Raw genomic sequence first — 23,700 nt, forward strand, 5'->3', positions numbered from 1 at the left:
GATCGGTCCGACCCTAATCCACAGGTCCAGGTGCGGTCATCCGCCTGGACCTCGACCTGAGGTCGAAGTCCTTGCCGCTCAGCGCCGCGCGCGCGGGTGGGACTGGGCATACACCTCGCGCAGGTGCTGGGTGGAGACGTGGGTGTAGATCTGTGTGGTCGCCACCGAGGCGTGGCCGAGCAGCTCCTGCACCACCCGCACGTCGGCGCCGCCGTCGAGCAGGTGGGTGGCGAAGGAGTGGCGCAGCGTGTGCGGGGAGATCTCGGCCCGGAGGTCGGCCCGGTCGGCGGCGGCCTTGATGGCGTTCCAGGCGGACTGACGGGACAGGCGCCCACCTCGCGCGTTGACGAAGACGGCCGGCGTCCCGCTCCCCTTCCGCGCCAGCTCGGGTCGGCCGCGCACGAGCCAGGCGTCGAGGGCGTCCCGGGCATACCGTCCCATCGGCACGATCCGCTCCTTGCGGCCCTTGCCGAAGAGCCGGACCACGCCGGGGAGCTCGCCATCGGCGGCCGCCTCCGGCCGGGCCAGGTCGAGGTCGTCGACATCGAGCGCGATCGCCTCGCTGACCCGCGCGCCACAGCCGTAGAGCAGCTCCATCAGCGCCCGGTCCCGCAGGGCGGCAGGGGTGTCCCCGACCGAGGCCGCCTGCAGCAGCCGCTCGACATCGGTGATGCTCAGCGCCTTCGGCAGGCGCCGCGGCGGCGTGGGCGGGGCGACGTCGCGGGACGGGTCGTCCACGGACTCCCCCTCCACCGCCAGGAAGGTGTGCAGCCCGCGGACCGCGACCACGGCCCGGGCGGCCGAGGTCGCGGCGAGCGGTGGGTGGTCGGCGTCGCCGCTGCGCAGGTGAGCCAGGAAGTCGGTGACGTGCGCCTGGCGGACCTCGTCGGGTGCGGCGATGCCCTGCGCGTCGAGGAAGGCGAGGTAGCGGCGCAGGTCGCGCCGGTAGGCCGCGAGCGTGTGCTCGGAGCGGCCCCGCTCGACCCGGAGGTGGTCGAGCCAGTCCCCCACCGCTCGCGCCAGCGGCGTTGTCGGGGCGCCGGCCGTGCCGGTCACCACGGAGACGCCACCGGACGGGGCGGTGCTCTCGCGCGGGTCGGGCGGGGTCATACCGCGATCCTCTCAGCACCCGACCGGGTGGTGGGTGAGGATGAGCCCCATGCGCTGGTATGCCGATGCTCCCGCCCGCCGGTCCCGCCAGGTCACCGCGGACCTGCTCGTCCTGGCCTGGGTGGTGCTCTGGGTCCTCGTCGGTCGGTGGGTCTTCGCGCTGGTCATGACCCTGGCCGCACCGGCCGACCCGCTGCGCTCGGCGGGGACGGGCATGCAGTCACGGATGACCGACGTCGCCGGACGGGTCGTCGAGATCCCGCTCGTCGGCGACAGCCTCCAGGCGCCCTTCTCCGGCGCCGCCGGGGTCGGGACCGACCTGGTCACGGCGGGCGACCGGCTGGAGGGCGGCGTCACGACCCTCGCCTGGCTGGTCACCCTGCTCAGTGCGGGGACACCGATCCTCCTGACGGTGCTGATCTGGGCAGCCCTGCGACTGGCCTGGGCCCGGCGGGCGCGCTCACTGGGCCGCGAGCTCGGCGAACCGCAGGCGCAGGAGCTCCTCGCGTTGCGCGCCCTGGTGCACCAGCGCCCGCGGCGGCTCCAGGAGGTGCTCGACGACCCGGTCACCGCCTGGCGTGCCCGCGACCCCGAGGCGATCCGGGTGCTCGCGGACCTGGAGCTGGCCGACGTCGGCCTGCGCACCAGCCGGTAGCGCTCAGCCGTCTGCGTCGGGACCCTCCACCAGCAGCCCCAACCGGTAGACCGCGTTGCGCGTGCTGACGTTGAGCGCGAAGCGGTTGACGAGGTCCCGCAGCCATCGCGGTCGTCCCTGCAGGGCACCTCCGGAGACCACCTCCACCCGGGTCGCCGTCGGGCCTTCGGCCCGGACCGTGAGGTGGTTCCACCGACCGGGCCACGAGGCCCGGCGTCCGAACCTGCGCACCTCGACCTCGCCGCTCCACAGCACGACCCCGCCGCCGACGCCGTCGTCCTGCAGGAAGACACGGTGCCGAGTGAGTGAGACGACCGAGAGGCCCGGTATACGTCGGCCGACCGCTCTGGGGGCCGGACGCTCGACCAGCTCGCGCTCCGAGATGATCTCTGCCTCGGCCTCCGGGTCGGAGTCCAGCCACCGGCGGATGCCCGCGGCCGTCGAGCACAACGGCCAGACCTGGCCCGCCGGCACCGCCAGGACCTGGCTGCGTCGCACCGCCCGGCCCGGGTCCCGACCGAGCCGTTCAAGGCCGGGCACGGTGCCGACGTCGACCGACGCATCGTGAGGGCCCCGGTCCGAGAGACGTCTCGCCTCCTCGACGACCGACGCCGGATCGGCGCCCTGGGCGGACAGCAGCCGCCGCACCGTCCCTCCCTCGTCCTCGGCCGCCGCAAGGAGCGCCTGGATCGGTGACGAGGAGCCGGCGATCAGCAACTGCGCCCGCTCGCTCACAGCCAGATCGCCGACCGCAGCGTGGTGCAGATCATCCACGGCGCGGCGCCGCGGGCCACCGAGCGAACCCACCTCGACGCCGAGGGCCGACACCTCGTCGGCCACCGCCCCGTCGATCGCGTCCCGCGTGCCCTCCCTCGTTACGCCGTGCCGCAGCAGCAGCGCGGCCACCTCCTCGTCCTGCATCGTCGCCAGCAGCACGTGCTCGACGTCGATCTCGCGGTGCCCCAGCAGCGCGCACTCCTGCCACGCGGTCTGCGACAACGTCATCGTGGTGGCCCAGCTCATGACTTCCCCCTCCTGCCCCGGACGAGCTCGGGCGGACCCGGTCCCGCAGCCGCTTGTGCGCGGCCTGCCGCGAGACGCCGAGGCAGACAGCGATGTCCGCCCACGACATCCCGGACCGCAGGGCCGCCTCGACCTGCTCGAGCTCGATCGCGTCGGTGATCTGGCGGAGCCGCGCAACGGCCCGCAGGCCGGTGGCCGGGTCCGCGGACCTCACGGCCTGCTGGATCAGCGCACCCGCCTCGGACCCGTCCTGCGACATGACGTCAACCTACGTTGACGGGCGCCACATGTCAACCTTCGTTGCTCCTCCGTGCGCTCCGGTTGACGCGGCAGCAGGTCACGCTCAGCCGTGCCGCTGCCGCAGCACGCGTTCTACGTCCGCCAGCCCCAGGTCGCGGGAGCGCAGCAGGACGAGCAGGTGGTAGACGAGATCGGCGGACTCCCCCAGCAGCGCGTCGTCGTCCTGCGCCACCGCGGCGAGGGCCGTCTCGACGCCCTCCTCGCCGACCTTCTGCGCGATCCGGCGCACCCCACCCTCGAAGAGCGAGGTCGTGTAGGACCCCTCCGGCAGCTGCTCACGGCGATCCCGCACCAGCTCGTCGAGCTCGTGGACGAAGGAGCCGGGGCGCGCGCCAGGGTCGAAGCAGGTCTCCTCGCCGGTATGGCAGGTGGGTCCGCTCGGGAGGGCGTGGAGCAGCAGGGTGTCACGGTCGCAGTCCAGCTCCACCGCCTCGACGCGCAGCACGTTGCCGCTCGTCTCACCCTTGGTCCACTGCGCACCCCGGCTGCGGCTGAAGAACGTCGCCAACCCCGTCTCCAGCGTCGTCGTCAGCGCCTGCTCGTCGAGGAAGCCGACCATGAGCACCTGCCCGGTCCGCGCGTGCTGCACCACGCCGGGGATGATCCCGTCGGTCTTGCTGAAGTCGACGTCGGCGACGTCGAAGTCCGCCTCGACGCCGGACAGACGGAGTGTCCGGTCGCTCATGCGCGCACCTCGATCCCGTGGTCGGCCAGCGTCGCCTTGAGCGAGGGTATGCCGATGGACCCGTCGTGGAAGACCGTCGCCGCGAGGGCACCGTCGACGTCCGCCTCCCGGAAGACGTCGACGAAGTGTGCCGGCGCCCCGGCGCCGCCGCTCGCGACGAGCGGGACCGGGCACTGCGACCGGACAGCTGCAAGTTGCTCGACGTCGTAGCCGTCGCGCACCCCGTCCGAGCCCATGCAGTTGAGCACGACCTCCCCGGCGCCGAGACCGACGACCTCGCGGACCCAGTCCAGCGTCGTGGTCTCCAGCGCCCGGGTCGCCTCCGGGCTCCCGGTGAACTGCCGGATCCGCCAGTGCCCGTCCTCGTCGCGCAGGCTGTCCACGCCGACGACGACGCACTGCACCCCGAAGGCCTCGGCGAGCTCGCCGACCAGCTCGGGGCGCTGGGTGGCCGGCGTGTTGACCGACACCTTGTCTGCACCTGCGTGCAGCACCGCCCGCGCCGTCTCGACCGAGCGGATGCCGCCGGCGACGCAGAACGGGATGTCGATCGCGCGGGCCACCCGCTCCACCCAGCCCACGTCGACCCCCCGGCCCTCGGGGCTGGCGGTGATGTCGTAGAAGACGAGCTCGTCAGCGCCCTCCCGGGCATACCGCTGCGCGAGCTCGACGATGTCGCCCATGTCGCGGTGGTCGCGGAAGCGGGTGCCCTTGACCACCCGCCCCTCGCGCACGTCGAGGCAGGGGATGATCCGGCGTGCCAGGGTCACGGCTGCTCCTCCCTCACCGCGTCGTCCACCGTGAGCCGCCCCTCGAGCAGCGCCTTGCCCAGGATGATCCCGGCGCACCCCTGCTTCTTCGCGGCCCGCACGTCGTCGACCGACCGGGCGCCGCCCGAGGCCTGGATGTCCAGCGCGGGGTTGGAGCGGGTGAGCATCGTGTAGAGGTGGAAGTTGGGCCCGGAGAGCGTGCCGTCGCGGCCGATGTCGGTGCACAGCACGTGCTGCAGCCCCGAGCCGTGGTACTGGTGCAGCGTCGTCGTGAGGTCCTGCTCCCCCACCGAGGTCCACCCCGCGGTCGGCAGCACCCACCGCCCGTCCTCGCCGATCCGGGTGTCCAGCGCCACGGTGATCCGGTCGCGCCGAAGCGGTCGAGCCAGCCCACGACCGTCGCGGGCTCACGCACCGACAGCGAGCCCACGACCACCCGCTCGGCGCCGGCGTCGAGGAGCCGCTGCACGTCGTCCGCGCTGCGCACCCCGCCGCCGGTCTGCACCCGCAGCCCGGTGGTGTCGCAGATCGTCTCCAAGGTCTCCAGCAGGGTGTATCCCCCGGCCCGGGCCGCGTCGAGGTCGACGAGGTGCAGCCACGCCGCACCGGAGCGCGCGTAGTTCGCCGCGACGGCCACGGGGTTGTCGGTGTAGCGCGTCTCCTGCTCGTAGTCACCCTTGTGCAGGCGCACGACCGCGCCGCCGCGGACGTCGATCGCTGGGTAGACGGTGAACGGTCCGGTGGTGCTCACTGGTATCTCTCCGGTGTCGGTGCGGAGGTCAGGCGTCATCGATCGACCTCCACCAGGAAGTTTCGCAGAAGGCGGGAGCCGACCGCCGAGGACCTCTCGGGGTGGAACTGCGCGCCCCATCGCAGCCCGGAGCGCACGACCGCGGTCCACGGCGCCGTGGACGGTGCTGGCGAGGGTGTGCTCGGTGGGCGCCGCGGCGTAGGAGTGCACGAAGTAGGCGCGGTCGCCCTCCTCGATCCCGACCAGGAGCGGGTCCTCGGCGAGGTCGGTCAGCGCGTTCCACCCCATGTGCGGCACCCGGACCCCGGCTGCCGGAGGTATGCCGACCACCTCGCCCGGCACGAGGCCGAGCGTCGCCACGCCGCCGTCCTCCTCGGAGCGCTCGAAGAGCAGCTGCATCCCCAGGCATACCCCGAGCAGCGGCGCCTGCACCTGGGCGAGCACCTCGACGAGACCGAGCTCGCGCAGCCGGCGCATGCCGGCCCCGGCTGCGCCGACTCCGGGCAGGACGACCCGGTCCGCGGCGAGGATGTCGCCCGGGTCGGCGGTGAGCCGGCCGGTCGCGCCGAGCCGCTCCAGGGCGTAGCTGACCGAGCCGATGTTGGTGCCACCGCCGTCGACGAGGGCGACCCTCACAGCACGCCCTTGGTGGTCGGGAGCTCGGCGGAGTCGCCCTGGCGGGCGATGCCCATGCGCAGCGCCCGGGCGACCGCCTTGAAGCCGACCTCGATCTTGTGGTGGGTGTTGCCGCCGGTCACCGACAGGTGCAGGGTGCAGCGCATGGCGTCGGCGAAGGAGCGCCAGAAGTGCTCGACCATCTCCGTGGAGAACTCGCCGACGGCCTCCCGGTCGAAACTGCCCTCGTAGGCGAAGTAGGGCCGCCCGGACAGGTCGATCGCCGCGGTCGCCTGTGCCTCGTCCATGGGCAGGGTGAAGCCGTAGCGGCCGATGCCGCGCTTGTCGCCGAGCGCGGTGCGGATCGCCTCGCCCACGGCCAGCGCGACGTCCTCGACGGTGTGGTGGTCGTCGATGTGCAGGTCGCCCTCGCACGCGACATGCAGCCGGAAGCCGCCGTGCTTGGCGAGCTGGTCGAGCATGTGGTCGTAGAACCCGATCCCGGTCGAGATCTCGCTGCCGCCGGTCGCGTCGAGGTCGACCTCCACCGTGATCGCCGTCTCGGAGGTGGCGCGCTCGACCCGGGCGGTCCGGGGCGCGTCGGCCAGCTCGTGCGCGATCTGCGACCAGGTGGTCCGCCGCTGGTCGTCGTCGGTCCCGTCGACCGTCCCGGGAGGAGGTATGCCGGGACCCCCAGGTTGTCGGCGAACTCCCGGTCGGTGGACCGGTCGCCGACCATGACGCTGCGGTCCCAGTCGACCCCCCGGTCCTTGAGCAGGTGCGCGACCATCCCGATGCCGGGCTTGCGGGTCCACGGCGCCTCCGGACCGCCGTGGTGCGGGTCGACGAAGATGTCCCGGAAGGTGATGCCCTGGCTGGCGAGCAGCTGCAGCAGGAACTGCTGCGGGCCCTCGAAGTCCTCGGTCGGGAAGGACTCCGTGCCCAGGCCGTCCTGGTTGCTCACCATGACGAGGTCGAAGCCCGCCCCCTGGATGCGCAGCAGCGCCGGGATCACGCCGTCGACGAGCGCCAGCTTGTCCAGCGCGTCGATCTGGTGATCCTCCGGCTCGGCGATGATCGTGCCGTCGCGGTCGACGAAGCAGATCGGGCGGGGGCTCATGCGGGGCTCTCCTCGGTGCTGGTGTCGGTGCTGAAGTCCGTGCTGGTGGTGGGGCTCGATGACGCGGTCAGCGCCTCGCGCAGGGCGGCCATCTCGGGGCCGGTGCCGATGGTGATGCGCAGGGCGTCGTGCAGGCCCGGCAGGTGGCGCATGTCGCGGACCACGATGCCGGCGGCGCCCAGGGTATGCAGCAGGGCGTCAGGGTCGTCGCACCGCACCAGGAAGAAGTTGGCCTCGCTGGCGTAGACCGTGCGCACGTCGTCGAGGTCGCGCAGCCAGCGGCCGACCTGGTCACGCAGCCGCAGGACCTCGCCCACGTGCTGCGCGGTGGCGTGCAGGACGTCCTCGGACAGGGCCCGCAGCGCGAGCTCGGTGACCGGCGCGGGCAGCGGGTAGGGCGCCTGCACCCGCCGCAGGACGGCCACCAGGTCCGGGTGGGCCAGCGCGATGCCGATCCGGGCCCCGGCGAGGGCGTGCGCCTTGGAGAGGGTGCGCAGCACGACGAGGGTGGGGTGCTCCTCGAGCAGGGTGATCGCCGAGCGCTGCTGCGCGAACTCGCCGTAGGCCTCGTCCACGACGACGACCGCCTGGTCGGCCAGCTCCTCGGCGAGCGCGGCGATCTCTCGCAGCGGGACGACCGAGCCGGTGGGGTTGCCCGGCGAGGCCACGAAGACCAGGCGGGCGCCGTGCTCCCGGGCCGCCCGCGCGACGGCGGCGGTGTCGACCCGCCAGCGCAGGCCGTCGTCGGTCTGGGGCACGTCGGTCACCGGCACGCCGTGCAGCCGCGCGGAGACGGCATACATCCCGAACGTCGGCGAGGTCACGACGACGCCGTCACCGCCGGGGCGGCACAGGCTGCGCACGAGCAGCTCGATCGCCTCGTCGCTGCCGCGGCCGACCACGACCCGGTCCGGGGTGGTCGCCCACAGGTCGGCGAAGGCCTCGACCAGCGCGGCCGGCTGCGGGTCCGGGTAGCGCCGGGACCCGCCGCCGCTGTCCGCGGGGCTGGCGACCCCGGACTCGTTGGCGTTGAGCCAGATGCGGTCCGGTATGCCTGTGGGCGCGCTGGTGCGGGCCGAGGAGTACCCCGCGAAGTCGCGCAGGTCCGGGCGCACCAGGTGCGCCGGGAAGGTGGTGTCGCCGCGGGTGGTCACAGCTCCCCCTGGGTGCGGGCGAGACGGCGCGTGACCGCGCGCTGGTGGGCGTGCAGCGACTCGGCCTCGGAGAGCGTCACGGCGCACGGGCCGACGGCGGCCAGGCCCTGCGGCGTGGCGCGCTGCACGGTCATGGCGATCTGGAAGGCGCCGACGTTGACACCGCCGGTGAAGCGCGCGGCACCCGCGGTGGGGAGCACGTGGTTGGTGCCGGAGCAGTAGTCGCCGAGCGTCTCCGGGGTGTGGTCGCCGAGGAAGACCGACCCGGCCCGGTCGATGCGCGGCACCCAGTCCGACGCGTCGCGCAGGGCGAGGATGAGGTGCTCGGGGGCGTAGTCGTTGGACACCTCGACAGCTGTGGCCAGGTCGGGGGTGACGACGAGGCGCGAGGACGCGAGCGCCTTGCGGGCGATGTCGGCGCGCGGCAGGCTCTCCAGCTGCTCCTCCACCTGGGTCGCGACCGCCACGGCCAACGCCCTTGAGTCGGTGAGTAGGACGACCTGGCTGTCCGGGCCGTGCTCGGCCTGGGACAGCAGGTCGGCGGCCACGAACTCGGCGTCCGCCCCGGCGTCCGCGATGACCAGGACCTCCGAGGGGCCGGCCGGCAGGTCGATGCCCGGCCCGCCCTCGGCCGTGCTGACCTGCCGCTTGGCCTCGGTGACCCAGGCGTTGCCGGGACCGAAGAGCTTGTCGCACGCCGGGACGGTCTCGGTGCCGTAGGCCATCGCCGCGATCGCCTGGGCCCCGCCGACGAGGTAGATCTGCTCGATGCCGCACTCGGCGGCGGCCGCGAGCACGGCCGGGTCGGCGGTGCCGTCCGGGCGCGGCGGCGTGCAGAGCACCACCTCCGGGCAGCCGGCCAGCTGCGCGGGCACACCGAGCATCAGCGCGGTCGAGGGCAGCGGCGCGGACCCGGCGGGGACGTAGAGCCCGACCCGGCGGATCGGGCGCACCACCCGCTCGCACACGACCCCGGGAGCCGTCTCGACGGCATACCCCTGCTGCCTGTCGGCGGCGTGAAGGTGCGGATGCGTCCGGCGGCCTCGGTGATCGCCTCCCGCAGGTCCGGGTCCAGCGCCGCGGCGGCGGTGTCCCGCTCCTGCGGCGTGACCCGCAGGTCGGCCACGGTCGCGCCGTCCAGGCGGGCGGTGAGCTCTCGCAGCGCGTCGTCGCCACGCTCGCGCACCTGCGCGAGGATGTCGGTGACGCCAGCGGTGACCTCGGGGCCCGCGGCCGCGGTGCCCCGGCGCAGCGCCTCGGCGCGCTGGGTGTCGTCGAGGTCGTCCCAGGTGAGGACGTTCATGCGAGCATCCCCTCGACCGGCAGCACCATGAGGTTGTGGGCGCCTCGCGCTTGAGGTCCTCGAGCTTGGCCCACGAGACCGAGCCGTGCACGAGCATCTGCAGCGCGACCTCGTCGCGGCCCTCGACCGCCGTGACCGTCGGCTCGTGCCCACCGGGCAGCAGCGGCAGGACCCGGTCGAGCAGCTCGCGCTCGACGCGCAGCAGGAGCAGTCGCGACTCCTTGAGCTGGACCGCCCCGTCGAGCCGCCGCAGCAGGAGGTCGGCGATCTCCTGCCGCCCGTCGTCGAGCTGGTGCCCAGGGCCGGCGATGACGGCCTCGCTGTGCAGGATCGTCGTGACGGGGGTGAGCTGGTTGGCGCGCAGCGTGCCGCCGGTGGAGACGAGGTCGCAGACCACGTCGGCCTGGCCCAGGCGCGGGGCGATCTCGACCGAGCCGTTGAGCACGACCGGCTCGGCGTCGACGCCGTGCTCGGCGAGCCACCGGCCCAGGGTGTGCGGGTAGGACGTGGCGATGCGGAGCCCGGCGAGCTGCTCGGGCCCGGTCCACTCCTCGTCCTCGGCGATCGCGACGTCCAGCCGGCAGGTGCCCCAGCCGAGCTGGCGCCACTCGGTCAGCTCGACGCCGCGCCCCTGGGCCTCACGGGCCAGGCCGTGCTCGACGAGCACGTTGCGCCCGACGATCCCGAGGTCGCAGACGCCGTCGGCGATGAGGCCGGGGATGTCGTCGTCCCGGACGAGCAGCAGGTCGACCGGCAGGCTCTCGCCGTAGCAGAAGAGCTTGTCGCGGCTCTCGCGCCAGGTGAGGCCGCAGGAGGCCAGCAGCTCGCGGGCCGGCTCGCCGAGGCGGCCGGACTTCTGGATCGCCACGCGCAGGCGGTCGCGCGGCTGGGCAGGCGGGGTCATCGGGACCTTTCGGTGCAGCGGGTGGGCTCGGCCGGTGGGGCGGAGCGGTCGGGTGGGGGAGCTGGCGGGGAGGCACGGCGCACGCCGTCGGGCGCTCAGACCGTCGGCAGCGCCGCCGGATGCTCGTGGTGATGCTCCAGGGCGGCGCGGTAGCCGCCGGCCCCGGCGTCCAGGCACCGCGCGATCCGCCCGACGGTCGTCACGCTCACGCCGGTCTCGTCGTGGATCTGGCGGTAGGACAGGCCCTGCGCGAGCAACGGGACGACGGACCAGCGGTCGGCCATGGCCTCGATCTCGGCCGGCGTGCACAGGTCGTCGAGGAAGGCGTGGACGGCGTCCGGCCCGTCGAGCGCGGCCAGCACGCGCGCCAGGCCGTCGCGCGCCCGCGCGCCGCCCTCGGCGTCCTCCCGCTGCTTCATCTCGTCGTGTCCTTCTCGCGTGGTCGTGGTCGGTGTCGGCTGGCCATGGGGAGCGTCTGTCTCGTCTGCTCATGTCGTAGCGTGCTAGTACGCTAACACGGCCGCCCGACCACGTCACCACCGCCACCGAGCGCCGCTTGTGGTTGCCCCCACCCCCACCGAGCGCCGCGAATGGTTGTCCCCCGGCCGATGCGAAGATGCTGGTATGCGCCGCACCCTCCTCCCCGCCGTCACCGCTCTCGTGCTCGCCGGCTGCGGCGGTGAGGCGACCTACCCCGGATCGTCCGCGGACGAACCACAGGGCGACGAGACGCCGGACGTGGCCTGCACCCAGCCGCCGACGCCACCGGCCGAGCCGAGGTCATACACCCAGGACGACCTGCCCGAGCCCCTGTCCGGCCAGCGGGAGACCCTGGCGGCGACGATCGAGACCACCTGTGGCGACATCGAGCTGGAGCTGTATGCCGGGGACGCGCCGCAGACCGTGGCGTCCTTCGCGTTCCTGGCGCAGGAGGGCTACTGGGAGGACAGCGCGTGCCACCGGCTGGTCACCAGCGGCATCTTCGTCCTCCAGTGCGGCGACCCGACCGGCACCGGGCAGGGCAGTCCGGGGTATGCCTTCGGCATCGAGAACGCGCCACCGGAGGGTCTCTACCCGCCCGGCACGCTGGCCATGGCCCGCACCCAGGACCCGGACAGCAACGGCGGCCAGTTCTTCATCGTCTACGACGACACCCAGCTGCCCGTCGAGGGCGGCGGCTACAGCATCTTCGGCCGCGTGACCGCAGGGCTCGACATCGTCGAGACGGTCGCGGCCGAGGGCAACGACAGCGGCGGCACCGCCCCGGCGCAGCCGATCAGCCTGCTGTCGGTCAGCGTCGGCGACTGAGGCAACCACTCACGACGCCCGGTCGGGAGTCAGACGAGCGGCTGGGCGAGCTCCACGCGCAGCGCGCTGACGACCTCGTCGCGGGGCACGGTGAACTGGTCCTGGCGGCGCAGGTCCTTGAGCGTCACCGTCCCGTCGGCCACCTCCTGCTGCCCCAGGATCGCGACGAAGCGGATCCCGGCGCGGTCGGCATACCGCAGCTGCTTGCCCAGCTTGCCGCCGTCGAGCACCGCCTCGGTGTTGATGCCGCCGTGCCGCAGCTGCGAGGCCAGCGCGAGCTGGTCGTCCAGCAGCTCGGCGTCGACCTGCGGCACCAGCACCTGCACCGTCGACTCCCCCGCCGAGACCTCGATCAGCCCGGCCTCCCGCAGCTGCCAGAACAGGCGCGACAGCCCGATCGAGATCCCGACCCCGGGCAGCCGTGACTTCGTGTACTGCCCTGCGAGGTCGTCGTAGCGGCCGCCCGAGCAGATCGAGCCCAGCTCGGGGTGCTCGTCCAGCGTCGTCTCGTAGACCGTGCCGGTGTAGTAGTCCAGCCCCCGGGCGATGGAGAAGTTGAGGCAGTAGTTGGCCTCCGGCACGCCCAGCGCGCGCACCAGCCCCAGCACCTCGCGCAGCTCGGCGACACCCTGGGCGAGCGCCTCGCTCCCGGCGGAGCCGGCCACCACGTCGTCGAGTCGCGCCAGCGCGTCGTCGTGCCCGGTGGACCGCGTCTGCACGAAGGTGAGGATCTGCTCGACGACCTCCTCGGCCAGCCCGAAGCCGTCCCCGGTCAGCGTCGTGCGCAGGTAGTCCGGCCCGCGCTTGTCCAGCTTGTCGACCTCGCGCAGCACCGCCGCCTGCGCCTGCGGGTCGGCGATGCCGAGGTCCTCGTAGAAGCCGCGCAGCAGCCGCCGGTTGTTGATCTGGATGGTGAAGTCGCCGATCGCCAGGTCGGTGAAGATCGCGTTGATGATCGCCGGGGCTTCGGCGTCGTGCCGGACCGACAGCTCGCCGGAGCCGATGACGTCCACGTCGCACTGGTAGAACTCGCGGAACCGCCCCCGCTGCGGCCGCTCGCCGCGGTAGACCCGCTGCATCTGGTAGCGCCGGAACGGGAAGGTCAGCTGGTGCTCGTGCTCGGCGACGTAGCGCGCCAGCGGCACCGTGAGGTCGAAGCGCAGCGCCAGCTCGGGCAGCGTCCCCTCCGCGGGGCTTTGCGCCCGGGCCTTCTCCAGCGCCCCGGTCGACTGGGCGAAGTAGACCTGCCGCTCGGTCTCGCCGCCGGTCTTGGTGAGGAGCACGTCGGAGCGCTCGAAGACGGGGGTCTCGACGGGCAGGAACCCGAAGCGCTCGTAGCCGGAGCGGATCGAGTCCAGCATCCGCTGGAAGGCGATCTGCTCGGGCGGCAGCAGCTCGAGGACACCGGACGGCGTGCGCGGGGAGATCACCGCGCGAGTCTATCGACCGGTATGCCGCCGCTCTCCCAGGCCGTGCACACGTCCAGGGGGCATAGTGGTCCCCATGAGCACCGGAGCAGCCTTGCCCCCGTCCCTCGAGCTGGCCTCGCGGGAGAGCATCACCCCGGCGCAGCTGCGGGAGGTCGGGGCGCAGCTGCAGCGCTTCCTGCTGGAGTACGAGTTCGGGCTGCGCGAGGTCGAGACGAAGATCGAGATTTTGCGCGACGAGTTCTCGCACATGCACGACTACAACCCGATCGAGCACGTCTCGAGCCGGGTCAAGTCACCGGACAGCCTGCGGGAGAAGGTCCTGCGCCGCGGCCTGGCGACGGACCTGCCGACGATCCGCCGGGAGATCACCGACATCGCCGGCATCCGCGTCACCTGCAGCTTCGTCACCGACGCTACCGCATCTTCGACCTGCTCACGCAGCAGGACGACATCACCATCCGCCGCGTCTCGGACTACATCGCCGACCCCAAGCCCAACGGCTACAAGAGCCTGCACGCCATCATCGAGATCCCGGTCTTCCTCTCCACCGGACGCGTCGAGGTGCCGGTGGAGGTCCAGCTGCGCACCATCGCGATGGACTTCTGGGCGAGCACCGAGCACAAGATCCACTACAAGTACGACGGCAACGTGCCCGACTCACTGCTCGACGAGCTCAAGACCGCCGCGGACAGCGCCGCCGAGCTGGACGCCCGGATGCACCGGCTGCACCGCGAGCTGCACGGTCAGAGCGAGGTCAGGTAGGGGTTCGTCCCGCGCTCGCGCGCCATCGTGGTCGCGGGCCCGTGGCCCGGCAGCACGAGCGAGGAGTCGGCGAGCGGGAGCACGACGTCGCGCAGGCTGCGCCGCATCGCCGCCGCGTCGCCGCCCGGCAGGTCGGTCCGGCCGATGGACCCGGCGAAGAGCACGTCGCCGGAGAGCACGGTCCGGTCCAGATCGTCGGAGGGTATGCCGTCCGGCACGTCGTGCGCGGTGAAGAGCACCGAGCCCTCGGTATGCCCGGGGGCGTGGGCCACCTCGATCCGCAGGCCGGCCAGCTCGAGGGTCGTGTGGTCCTCGCCGGCAGCGCCGAACTCCACGATCCGCTCCGGTTCGGTCCACGTCGCGCGCCGGCCGAACTGCTGCTCGAGGGCGGCGACGAGCTCGGGACTCATGGTGGCGAGCGGGTCGGTGAGGCGGTACCGGTCGTCGGCGTGGATGTAGGGGCTCACCGCAGTGGTGCCCTGACAGACCGGGGCGACGGCATACACGTGGTCGAGGTGGCCGTGGGTGAGCAGCACGGCGGCCGGCCGCAGCCGGTGCTGGGCGAGCACGTCCTGCACCCGGTCCTCCACCCCGATGCCCGGGTCCACGATCAGGCACTCCTCCCCCTCGGCGGGAGCGATGACGTAGCAGTTGGTGGCGAAGGCGTCGGCGACGATGCTGCGGACGAACATGGGGCTGACCCTACGCACCGCTGCCGAGCACCTCGGCAGGGCCACCACGGGCTCGACCGGTAGGGTCGGGGCGTCCACGCCATGTCGAGCCGGCCCCGACGGTCGTGCTCGCGGTCCCCGTCAGAGGAGCCACCACCGTGTCCGAGCAGACGCCCACCACCACCGAGCCGGAGGAGTCGGCCGCCGAGCCGACGGTCGCCGCCACCGAGGACGTCGAACCGCAGCCGGAGCCGGACACCTCCCCTGAGGCCGAGCATCAGCAGCCGGACACACCCGCAGAGCCCGAGGCAGCCCCGCAGCCCGCACCCCCGGCGCCCCCGAAGCCGGCCGCGCCCTCCCCCGCGATGTTCGCGGCGCGCCGGCCCGCGGCGGCCCGTCCCGCCGGTGGGGTCGCCCTGGCGGCGCCCGAGCCGCACCCGGACCCGAGCGAGTCCATGAAGCACGGGCGCGTCGCCGAGGACGGCACCGTCTACGTCGTCGCCGCCGACGGCACCGAGCGTGAGGTCGGCTCCTACCCCGGCGCGAGCCCGGAGGAGGCGCTGGCCTACTTCGCCCGGAAGTACGACGAGATGCTCGCCTCGGCGGACCTGCTCAAGGCCCGGCTCGCGGGCACCGACGTCTCCGCCCACGACGCCCGGCAGTCCTTGGCCCACCTCAAGGAGCAGATCGGCGAGGCGCACGTGGTCGGCGACCTGGCGGCGCTGTCCGCGGTCGTCAAGCACCTCGAGGAGGAGGTCAAGGTCCGCTCCCGCACCGAGCAGGAGGAGCGGCTGCAGGCCAAGGCGCAGGCCGCGCAGGAGCGCGAGAAGCTCGTCGTGGAGGCCGAGCAGCTCGCGGCCACCGAGCCCGCGAAGGTGCAGTGGAAGCAGAGCAGCGGGCGCGTCCGCGAGCTGCTCGAGGAGTGGAAGGCGCACCAGCGCTCCGGTCCGCGTCTCGACAAGGAGGTCGAGAACGCGTTGTGGCAGCGCTTCAGCCATGCGCGCTCCGACTTCGACAAGATGCGCAAGACCTGGTTCGCCCACCTCGACGAGGAGCACGCCAGCGCCAAGGCCACCAAGGAGCGCCTGGTCCGCGAGGCCGAGGCGCTGTCGACCAGCAAGGACTGGGGCGCCACCGCCGGTGCCTTCAAGCGGCTCATGCAGGACTGGAAGCGGGCAGGCCGGGCCTCCCGTGCCGACGACGACGCCCTGTGGGCGAGGTTCAAGGCCGCCCAGGACTCCTTCTTCGACGCCAAGGACGAGGTCGTGGCGGCCGAGGAGGCGGAGTTCACCGAGAACCTCAAGGTCAAGGAGGGCCTGCTCGAGGAGGCCGAGGCGCTCACCGTCGACGAGGCGCACCTGGACCAGACCAAGGCCGAGCTGCGCAAGATCCAGGACCGCTGGGACGCCGCGGGCAAGGTGCCGCGGGCGGACATCAAGCGGGTCGAGAACCGGCTGCGCGCGGTGGAGCAGAAGGTGCGCGACGTCGAGGACTCGCAGTGGCAGCGCACCGACCCCGAGCTGAACGCTCGGGCGCAGTCGATGGTCGACCAGCTCGAGCGTGCGGTCCAGGGCTTGGAGGCCGACCTCGCCGCCGCCCAGGCCGCGGGTGAGGACAAGAAGGCCCAGGACCTCGAGGCCGAGCTGGCCACGAAGAAGCTGTGGCTGAGCTCGGCGCGCGGAGGTCTCGGCCGGTGAGCAGCCTCACCCGCCTCGCGACCCAGGTGAGCGAGGTCGCCGAGGGCCTGTGCGCCTACCTCGACGCCTCGCCCTCGCCGTTCCACGCGGTGCACGCCGCGCAGCAGCTCCTCACCGACGCCGGCTTCACCGAGGTCGACGAGACCGAGCCGACCCCGTCCGCACCGGGCAGCTATGTCGTCCGGCGCGGGGGCTCGCTCATCGCCTGGTCCACCGCCCACCTGCCCGCGGACCGGCCGGCGCACACGGCATACCGGGTGGTCGGGGCGCACACCGACTCCCCGAACCTGCGGATCAAGCCGCAGCCGGACTGGACCCGTGCCGGGTGGCAGATGCTCGGCGTCGAGGTCTACGGCGGCGCGCTGACCAACTCCTGGCTGGACCGGGACCTCGGGCTCTCCGGCCGCGTCGCGGTCCGTGACGCCACGGCGCCGCACGGGATCAGCCAGCTGCTGTGGCGCTGCGAGGACCCGCTGCTGCGGGTCTCCCAGCTCGCCATCCATCTCGACCGCACCGTGCGCAGCGAGGGCCTGAAGCTCAACGACCAGGACCACCTCGCCCCGCACTGGAGCACCGGCACGGAGGCGTCGACCTTCCGGGACTGGCTCGCGGGTCAGGTCGACGTCGCGCCCGAGGACCTGCTGGGCTTCGACGCCATGACCCACGACCTCACCCCCGCCCGCCGCATCGGCGGCGAGGGCGAGCTCGTCGCGTCGGCACGCCTGGACAACCTCGCCACGTCGTATGCCGCGGTGCGGGCGCTGCTGCAGGCGGTCGCCGCTCCCGGCGAGGCCGCCTCGGTGCCGGTCGTCGTGCTCTTCGACCACGAGGAGGTGGGCAGCACCTCCGAGCGCGGGGCGCAATCGACCTTCCTGCCGTCCTGGCTGGAGCGGATCGTGCTGGCCGCCGGGGGCACCCGTGAGGACTACTGGCGCGCGCTGGCCGGCTCGGTCATCGCCTCCGGCGACATGGCGCACGCCACGCACCCCAACTATGCCGAGCGCCACGAGCCGAGTCACCCGATCCTCATGAACGGTGGCCCGGTGCTCAAGGTCAACACCAACCTGCGCTACGCCACCGACTCCGTCGCGCGGCCGCCTTCACCCTGGCCTGCGAGCAGGCGGGGGTGCCGATGCAGACGTTCGTCACCCGCTCGGACCTGCCCTGCGGCTCCACGGTGGGTCCGATGACCTCGGCCCTCACCGGTGCGACGACGGTCGACTTCGGCGCGCCGGTGCTCTCGATGCACTCCACCCGGGAGATCTGCGGGACCCTCGACCAGGCGGGGTATGCCGCCGCCCTCGCCGCCTTCCTCTCCCCCGCCTGAGGCGCCCGGTCAGGACGCCGACGGGGAGGGCTCGGAAGCCTCCCGGCGGTGCGGGTCGGTGCTCGTCGTGCCCGTGACCCGGTAGGCGTCGAGGACGGCCGGGATGCGCCGGACGGCCCGCAGCACCGACTCCAGGTGCGAGGGGTCGGCCATCTCGAAGGTGAACTTGCTCAGCGCCACCCGGTCCCGGTTGGTCTGCACCGACGCGGACAGGATGTTGACGTGCTGCTCGGAGAGCACCCGGGTGATGTCGGACAGCAGGGCCGACCGGTCCAGGGCCTCCACCTGCATGTTGACGAGGAACAGGCTGCTCGCCGTCGGTGCCCAGGCCACCCGGATGATGCGCTCGGGCGACTTGCTCTGCAGCTCCGCGGCGTTGGTGCAGTCGGTGCGGTGCACCGAGACCCCCTTGCCGTGGGTGACGAAGCCGAGGATCGGGTCGCCGGGCACCGGCGTGCAGCACCGGGCGATCTTGACCCAGACGTCGTCCGCGCCCACGACCGTGACCCCGGGGTCGGCCTGCGCGATCCGGCCGCGGCGCGGCCGCACCGCCTCGGCCAGGTCCTCCTCGGTGCCGTCCTCACCGCCGAGCGTCGCCAGCAACTGCTTGACGACGTGCTGCGCCGAGACGTGCCCCTCGCCGACAGCGGCGAAGAGCCCGTCGATGTCCTTGTAGTTGAGGCCCTGCGCCACGGCCGTCAGCGTGTCGTGCCGCATGAGCCGCTGCAGCGGGGCGTTCTGCTTGCGCAGCACCTTGGCGATCTCGTCCTTGCCGGAGTCGACCATCTCCTCGCGGCGCTCGCGGGTGAACCACTGCCGGATCTTGTTGCGCGCCCGGGGGCTCTTGACGAAGGTCAGCCAGTCGCGGCTGGGACCGGCGTCCTGGGCCTTGCTCGTGATGATCTCGCAGACGTCGCCGTTGCCCAGCTCGGAGTCCAGCGGGGCGAGCTTGCCGTTGACCCGACCACCCACGCAGCGGTGCCCGACCTCGGTGTGCACGGCGTAGGCGAAGTCGACCGGGGTCGCACCGGCGGGCAGCGCCATGACGTCGCCGTCCGGGGTGAAGACGTAGACCTCGGCGGCGCCCATCTCGAAGCGCAGCGAGTCGAGGAACTCGCCGGGGTCGGAGGTCTCCTGCTGCCAGTCGATGAGCTGCCGGAGCCACTGCATACCCTCCAGTGCGCCAGGCGCCCCGTCGGGACCGGCGACGGCCTTGGTGCCGTCCGGGCTCTGCTCCTTGTACTTCCAGTGCGCGGCGACGCCGTACTCCGCCCGGCGGTGCATCTGGTAGGTGCGGATCTGGATCTCCACCGGCTTGCCGCTCGGCCCGATCACGGTCGTGTGCAGCGACTGGTACATGTTGAACTTCGGCATCGCGATGTAGTCCTTGAACCGCCCCGGCACCGGGTTCCACCGGTTGTGCAGGGCGCCGAGCACCGCGTAGCAGTCCTGGATGGACTCGACGAGCACGCGCACGCCGACCAGGTCGTAGATCTTGTCGAAGTCGTGCCCCCGCACGATCATCTTCTGGTAGACCGAGTAGTAGTGCTTGGGCCGCCCGGTCACCGTGGCCCGGATCTTGGCCGTGTGCAGCTCGTCACCGATCTCACCGCGGATGCGGGAGAGCATCTCCTCGCGCGCCGGTGCACGGTCGGCGACCATCCGCACGATCTCGTCGTAGACCTTGGGGTAGAGCTGGGCGAAGGAGAGGTCCTCCAGCTCCCACTTGATGGTGTTCATCCCCAGCCGGTGCGCGAGCGGAGCGTAGATCTCCAGCGTCTCCCCCGCCTTGCGGGCGGCGCTCTCGGCCGAGACGTAGCGCCAGGTGCGGGCGTTGTGCAGCCGGTCGGCGAGCTTGATGACCAGCACCCGGATGTCGCGCGCCATCGCCACGACCATCTTGCGCACCGTCTCGGCCTGGGCGGCGTCGCCGTAGGTCACCTTGTCCAGCTTGGTGACGCCGTCGACCATCATCGCGATCTCGTCGCCGAAGTCCTTGCGCAGCTGCGCCAAGGAGTATGGCGTGTCCTCCACCGTGTCGTGGAGCAGCGCCGCCGCGATGGTCGAGGGCGTCATGCCCAGCTCGGCGAGGATCGTGGCCACGGCGAGCGGGTGGGTGATGTAGGCGTCGCCGCTCTTGCGCTGCTGGCCCTTGTGCATCTCGTCGGCGACGGCGTAGGAGCGCTCGATGAGCGCCAGGTCGGCCTTGGGGTGGGTCGCCCGCACCGAGCGCAGCAGCGGCTCCAGCGCCGGGTTGGTCGAGGCCCGCGTGCCACCGAGCCGGGCCCAGCGCGGCCGCAGGCCACCACCCACCCGGGCGGGTGGCGTGCTCGCGGCCGGCTCGTTCATGCACAGATCATAGGTGGTGCGGACCGGCCCGCCGCACGCCGGTGACCAGCGAGAGACCCGCGGATCGAGGCCGGGTCCCCAGGCTGCTCAGACGCTGGTGAGGCAGTGCAGGTCGTAGCCGGTGAGCTTGTCCCGGCCCGCCAGCTCCTCGATCTCGAGGACGAGCTCGATGGCCGCGACGCTCGCGCCGCAGCGCTCGATGAGCTCGCAGGTCGCGGCCAACGTCCCGCCGGTCGCGAGCACGTCGTCGACGACGAGCACCCGCTCGTGGTGCGAGACGGCGTCCTGGTGGATCTCGAGGGTGGCCGTGCCGTACTCCAGCGTGTAGGACTGGCTGTGCACCGCGGCCGGCAGCTTGCCGCCCTTGCGCACCGGCACGAAGCCGACACCGAGCTCGTGCGCGATCATCGCCCCGAGGATGAACCCACGGGCCTCGATGCCGGCCACCACGTCCACCTGGCCGCGGCGGCGCTCGACGGTGTCCGCGACGATCCGGTCACGCAGCCCGCGGTCGAGCAGCACTGGCGTGAAGTCCTTGAAGACCACGCCCTCCTCCGGGAAGTCCGGGATGTCGCGCATCCCGGCGAGCACGTCGGCGGCGAGCCGGGGATCGGGATCGGCCATGGCGGGGAGCTCCTCGGGGGTCAGCGGGTGCGCCGCTTGCGCTTGGGCTGGTTACGCGGGCCGCGCTGGGCATACGGGTGCAGCTGCCGGCCCTGGGCCGGGCCGGTGCTCGTCCCCTCCGACCTCGACGCCGACGTCGTGGCCGTCGTGGCGTCGGCACCCACGAGCGCGCCGTCGGCCTCGTCCGACCCCTCCTCGACGTCGTCCTCGTCCAGGTCCCGGCCGCGCTGGGCCGCGCGGGCGTCGTGCCGGGCACGGCGCTTGGTGACCTGGGCGTCGTGGCGACGGATCGTCAGCTCGCCCTCGCGCAGGTGCACGAGCAGCGGCGTGGCGATGAAGATCGAGGAGAAGGTGCCGACCGCGATGCCGATGAACAGCGCCCAGGCGAGGTCGACCAGGGTGCCCGGACCGATCAGGGTCACGCCCACGACGAGGATGACCGCGACCGGCAGCAGCGCCACGACCGAGGTGTTGATCGAGCGCACCAGGGTCTGGTTGACCGCCTGGTTCGCCGCCTCGCCGAAGGTCTGCCGCTTGGTCTCGAAGGCGTGCTCGGTGTTCTCCCGCACCTTGTCGAAGACGACGATGGTGTCGTAGATCGAGTACCCGAGGATCGTGAGGAAGCCGATGACCGACGCCGGCGAGACCTCGATCCCGATGAGGGCGTAGATGCCCACGGTGAAGAGCACGTCGTGGATGAGGGCGACCAGCGCGGCGACCGCCATCTTCCAGGTGTGGAAGTAGAGCGTCAGGACCAGCGTCACCAGCGCGAGGAAGACCGCCAGCGCGATGAGCGCCCGGTTGGTGACGGTCTCGCCCCAGGAGGGCCCGACGAAGGAGCTGGTGACGTCGGCGACGTCCACCCCGAACTCGTCGGCGAGGTCGCCGCGGGCGGTCTCGGCCTCCGAGCTCTCCAGCTCGCCGGTCTGGACCCGGACCGTGGAGTCCCCGATCTGCGTGATCGTCGTGGTGCCGCCCGGGGCGACCTCCTCGATGATGTCGCCGGCGCGCTGCTCGTAGTCCTCCATCTGCTGGGCGCTGACCTGGCTCACCCGCAGCTCGGAGCCGCCGCTGAACTCGATGCCGAAGTTGAGGCCACGGCCCAGCAGGCCCGTCAGGGAGACGGCGATGAGGACCGCGGACAGGAGGTACCAGAACATGCGGCGGCCGACGATGTCGTAGGACCGTGCGCCGGAGTAGAGGTCGTTGCCGAGGCGGGAGAAACGCGACATCAGACCACACCGCCTTCCAGTTCTTCACGGGTATGCCGTCTGCGCCCGGGGGCGATGACGTCGGGCTCCCGCACGCGTCCCCGGCCCAGGTAGGCCGAGCGCTTGGCGCCCAGCCGCTCCGGCTGCATACCGGACCACTTCTTGCCCTCGCCGAAGAAGCGGGTGTTGGCCAGGATGCTCACCAGCGGATGGGTGAACATGAAGACCACCACGAGGTCGATGATCGTGGTCAGCCCGAGCGCGAAGGCGAAGGCCTTGACGCCCGACTCCGAGAGGAGGTACAGCACGGTCGCCGCGATGAGGTTCACCACGTCGGAGATGATGAGCGTGCGGCGGGCCCGCTCCCAGCCGGTGTCGACGGCATACCGCAGCGGCCGTCCGGCGCGCACCTCGTCCCGGATGCGCTCGAAGTAGACGATGAAGCTGTCCGCGGTGATGCCGATCGCGACGATGAGACCGGTCACCCCGGCCATGGTCAGCCGGAAGTTGTTGGCCCACCCGAGCAGCGTCACCGAGCCGTAGGCGAGCAGCGCCGCCACGACCAGCGAGCCGATGGCGACCAGGCCGAGCGCGTGGTACTGCACCAGCATGTAGGCGAAGACGAGCAGCAGCCCGATGATCCCGGCGATGACGCCGTAGCGCAGCTGCTCCCCGCCGAGGGTGGGGCTGATCTGCTCCGAGGTCTGCACCTCGAAGCTCAGCGGCAGCGCACCGAACTTCAGCTGGTTGGCCAGCGACTGCGACTCCTCCGGGGTGAAGTCGCCGGAGATCGTGGCGGTGCCGCCGGAGATGACGCCGTTGACGGTGGGGGCGGTGATGACCTGCCCGTCCAGGACGGTCGCGAAGCGGTTCTGCGCCTCGCCCTGCGGGTAGCCGTAGAGCCGGGAGGTGATCTCGGCGAACGTCTGCCCGCCCTCGCCGTCGAAGGTGAGGTTGACCTGCCAGCGGCCGGTCACCGCGCCGCCCTGGACCGTCTCCGGCCCGGCGTTGGCGTCGGTGACGCTGCTGCCGGTGAGCTCGACGGGCCCGAGGATGAACTTCTCATCGCCCTCGACGGTGCAGGCCACGGTCGGCTGGTCGGTCGGGGCCGCGGCGACCTGCGTGGCGACGCCCTCGGCGGCACAGTCCAGGGCGCTGAACTCCTCCTGGAGCTCGGGCGTGATCTGGGCCAGGCTCGAGGGGTCGCTCGCCGTCGGCAGCTCGCCCTCCTGGACCGGCGGTGCGGTGCTGTCGGAGCCGTCCTCCGCGGGGACGCCGGGCGCCTCGGTGGCGGGCGCGTCGTCGCTGCCGGAGCTGGGCAGCCGGGTGCCGCCGCGGTTCTCCTCGGTCTGCTCCGCCTCGTCGCTCGTGCCCTCTTCGACGCTGTCCTGCGTCTCGGAGTCCTCCTGCGCGTCCTGCTGCTGCTCGAACTCCTCGAGCTGCTCCTCGATGAGGCTGGGCGGCAGCGGGAGGGTGCGCTGCTCCGGCATCTCCATCTCCGGCGCCGTGAACTGGGCCACGAGCACCGGACGGAACCGGAGCTGCGAGGAGCGGCTGAGCGCCTCCACCTGCTCCGGGGTCGGGTTGCCGGGGATGGCCACGGAGACGTTCTGGCCCTGGCGGGTGACCTCGGCCTCGGTGACGCCACCGCCGTCGACGCGACGACGGATGATGTCGATGGCCTGGTCGAGCTGCTCGGCGGAGACGTTGGTGCCGTCCTCGGTGAGTGGCTCCATGACGATCTGGCGGCCACCGGCGAGGTCCAGGCCGAGCTGCGGTGTCAACGAGGCCGGTGGCTCCGCCCACAGCCGCGCCGCGCCGATGCCGCCGAAGAGCAGCACGGTGATCACGAGGAGGCTGAGCAGGGTGCGCAGCGGGCCCCGGATGCGGGCGCTGCGCTGGCCCCCGGACCGGCGACCGCCGCCGGAGCG

The 23,700-nt window shown here is 72.5% G+C and carries 18 protein-coding genes and 5 pseudogenes; 6 read left to right on the forward strand and 17 right to left on the reverse strand.

The window, feature by feature from the left end; translation table 11 throughout:
- Window positions 1–78: 78 nt before the first annotated feature.
- Window positions 79–1,110, reverse strand: coding sequence for a site-specific tyrosine recombinase XerD (gene xerD / locus BJF80_RS13210; protein WP_075814270.1), 1,032 nt, complete (start codon window positions 1,108–1,110; stop codon window positions 79–81).
- A gap of 40 nt (window positions 1,111–1,150) precedes the next feature.
- Between xerD and BJF80_RS13215 the strand changes: the two genes are divergently transcribed.
- Window positions 1,151–1,765, forward strand: coding sequence for a hypothetical protein (locus BJF80_RS13215; protein ID WP_143554116.1), 615 nt, complete (start codon window positions 1,151–1,153; stop codon window positions 1,763–1,765).
- A 3-nt stretch (window positions 1,766–1,768) separates the two neighbouring features.
- On the opposite strand, the gene BJF80_RS13220 is transcribed toward BJF80_RS13215, so the two are convergent.
- The 10 genes and pseudogenes from BJF80_RS13220 to BJF80_RS13270 all read right to left on the reverse strand — a co-directional run bounded on the left by BJF80_RS13220 (window position 1,769) and on the right by BJF80_RS13270 (window position 10,809).
- Window positions 1,769–2,788, reverse strand: a complete 1,020-nt coding sequence (locus tag BJF80_RS13220; RefSeq protein ID WP_075814274.1) for a Clp protease N-terminal domain-containing protein — start codon at window positions 2,786–2,788, stop codon at window positions 1,769–1,771.
- Window positions 2,789–3,131: 343 nt separating this feature from the next.
- Window positions 3,132–3,773, reverse strand: coding sequence for a bifunctional phosphoribosyl-AMP cyclohydrolase/phosphoribosyl-ATP diphosphatase HisIE (gene hisIE, locus BJF80_RS13230; protein WP_075814278.1), 642 nt, complete (start codon window positions 3,771–3,773; stop codon window positions 3,132–3,134).
- Window positions 3,770–4,543, reverse strand: coding sequence for an imidazole glycerol phosphate synthase subunit HisF (gene hisF, locus BJF80_RS13235; protein ID WP_075814280.1), 774 nt, complete (start codon window positions 4,541–4,543; stop codon window positions 3,770–3,772). The genes hisIE and hisF overlap by 4 nt, the downstream gene beginning before the upstream one ends.
- Window positions 4,540–5,930 (reverse strand): annotated as a pseudogene (gene hisA, locus BJF80_RS20430) (1-(5-phosphoribosyl)-5-[(5-phosphoribosylamino)methylideneamino]imidazole-4-carboxamide isomerase). Before hisA ends, hisF begins: the two are co-directional and overlap by 4 nt.
- A complete protein-coding gene (hisB, locus tag BJF80_RS20435) occupies window positions 5,927–6,457 on the reverse strand; it encodes an imidazoleglycerol-phosphate dehydratase HisB (RefSeq protein WP_237767614.1) in 531 nt (176 codons plus the stop codon). The pseudogene hisA and the gene hisB (BJF80_RS20435) overlap by 4 nt, the downstream one beginning before the upstream one ends.
- 182 nt (window positions 6,458–6,639) lie before the next feature.
- A pseudogene (gene hisB / locus BJF80_RS21645) lies at window positions 6,640–7,029 on the reverse strand (histidinol-phosphatase); the annotation flags it as partial.
- On the reverse strand, window positions 7,026–8,183 hold the full coding sequence (gene hisC / locus BJF80_RS13255; protein ID WP_075814384.1) for a histidinol-phosphate transaminase: 1,158 nt from the start codon (window positions 8,181–8,183) through the stop codon (window positions 7,026–7,028). The pseudogene hisB (BJF80_RS21645) and the gene hisC, both read right to left, overlap by 4 nt.
- Window positions 8,180–9,486: pseudogene (gene hisD / locus BJF80_RS18505) on the reverse strand (histidinol dehydrogenase). The gene hisC and the pseudogene hisD overlap by 4 nt, the downstream one beginning before the upstream one ends.
- 106 nt (window positions 9,487–9,592) lie before the next feature.
- Window positions 9,593–10,390, reverse strand: a pseudogene (gene hisG, locus BJF80_RS18510) (ATP phosphoribosyltransferase); the annotation flags it as partial.
- 95 nt (window positions 10,391–10,485) lie between these two features.
- The gene (locus tag BJF80_RS13270) at window positions 10,486–10,809 is read right to left on the reverse strand and encodes a YerC/YecD family TrpR-related protein (protein ID WP_075814282.1); all 324 of its coding nucleotides are present in this window, start codon (window positions 10,807–10,809) and stop codon (window positions 10,486–10,488) included.
- Between the two features lie 205 nt (window positions 10,810–11,014).
- Between BJF80_RS13270 and BJF80_RS13275 the strand changes: the two genes are divergently transcribed.
- Complete coding sequence (locus BJF80_RS13275; RefSeq protein WP_075814284.1) at window positions 11,015–11,698, forward strand: peptidylprolyl isomerase; 684 nt, start codon at window positions 11,015–11,017, stop codon at window positions 11,696–11,698.
- Window positions 11,699–11,727: 29 nt separating this feature from the next.
- Here BJF80_RS13275 and hisS read toward each other — a convergent pair whose 3' ends face one another.
- Window positions 11,728–13,128 carry a histidine--tRNA ligase gene (gene hisS, locus BJF80_RS13280; RefSeq protein WP_075814286.1) on the reverse strand — a complete coding sequence of 467 codons (1,401 nt, stop codon included), beginning with the start codon at window positions 13,126–13,128 and terminating at the stop codon, window positions 11,728–11,730.
- Between the two features lie 73 nt (window positions 13,129–13,201).
- On the opposite strand from hisS, the pseudogene BJF80_RS13285 reads away from it, so the two are divergent.
- Window positions 13,202–13,890 (forward strand): annotated as a pseudogene (locus BJF80_RS13285) (GTP pyrophosphokinase).
- On the opposite strand, the gene BJF80_RS13290 reads toward BJF80_RS13285, so the two are convergent.
- Window positions 13,872–14,582 carry an MBL fold metallo-hydrolase gene (locus BJF80_RS13290; protein WP_075814288.1) on the reverse strand — a complete coding sequence of 237 codons (711 nt, stop codon included), beginning with the start codon at window positions 14,580–14,582 and terminating at the stop codon, window positions 13,872–13,874. The pseudogene BJF80_RS13285 and the gene BJF80_RS13290 overlap by 19 nt on opposite strands.
- A 137-nt stretch (window positions 14,583–14,719) precedes the next feature.
- On the opposite strand from BJF80_RS13290, the gene BJF80_RS13295 reads away from it, so the two are divergent.
- Genes BJF80_RS13295 through BJF80_RS21260 form a run of 3 tightly spaced genes read left to right on the forward strand, consistent with a single transcriptional unit; the run spans window position 14,720 to window position 17,585 of the window.
- Entirely contained in the window at window positions 14,720–16,258 is a 1,539-nt protein-coding gene (locus BJF80_RS13295) for a DUF349 domain-containing protein (protein WP_237767615.1), read from the forward strand.
- The gene (locus BJF80_RS13300) at window positions 16,255–17,448 is read left to right on the forward strand and encodes a M18 family aminopeptidase (RefSeq protein WP_321166408.1); all 1,194 of its coding nucleotides are present in this window, start codon (window positions 16,255–16,257) and stop codon (window positions 17,446–17,448) included. Before BJF80_RS13295 ends, BJF80_RS13300 begins: the two co-directional genes overlap by 4 nt.
- Window positions 17,391–17,585 (forward strand): hypothetical protein, encoded by a 195-nt coding sequence (locus BJF80_RS21260; protein WP_321166409.1) that lies wholly within the window; start codon window positions 17,391–17,393, stop codon window positions 17,583–17,585. The genes BJF80_RS13300 and BJF80_RS21260 overlap by 58 nt, the downstream gene beginning before the upstream one ends.
- 9 nt (window positions 17,586–17,594) lie before the next feature.
- Here BJF80_RS21260 and BJF80_RS13305 read toward each other — a convergent pair whose 3' ends face one another.
- The 4 genes from BJF80_RS13305 to secD all read right to left on the reverse strand — a co-directional run bounded on the left by BJF80_RS13305 (window position 17,595) and on the right by secD (window position 23,619).
- Window positions 17,595–19,934 (reverse strand): RelA/SpoT family protein, encoded by a 2,340-nt coding sequence (locus BJF80_RS13305; RefSeq protein WP_075814290.1) that lies wholly within the window; start codon window positions 19,932–19,934, stop codon window positions 17,595–17,597.
- An 87-nt stretch (window positions 19,935–20,021) separates the two neighbouring features.
- A complete protein-coding gene (locus BJF80_RS13310; RefSeq protein WP_075814292.1) occupies window positions 20,022–20,558 on the reverse strand; it encodes an adenine phosphoribosyltransferase in 537 nt (178 codons plus the stop codon).
- Between the two features lie 20 nt (window positions 20,559–20,578).
- Window positions 20,579–21,790 carry a protein translocase subunit SecF gene (secF, locus tag BJF80_RS13315; RefSeq protein ID WP_075814294.1) on the reverse strand — a complete coding sequence of 404 codons (1,212 nt, stop codon included), beginning with the start codon at window positions 21,788–21,790 and terminating at the stop codon, window positions 20,579–20,581.
- A complete protein-coding gene (gene secD / locus BJF80_RS13320; protein ID WP_237767616.1) occupies window positions 21,790–23,619 on the reverse strand; it encodes a protein translocase subunit SecD in 1,830 nt (609 codons plus the stop codon). Before secD ends, secF begins: the two co-directional genes overlap by 1 nt.
- Window positions 23,620–23,700 lie beyond the last annotated feature (81 nt).

The organism is Serinicoccus sp. CUA-874 (genome assembly GCF_001942225.1).
Taxonomy (GTDB): Bacteria; Actinomycetota; Actinomycetes; order Actinomycetales; family Dermatophilaceae; genus Ornithinicoccus; species Ornithinicoccus marinus.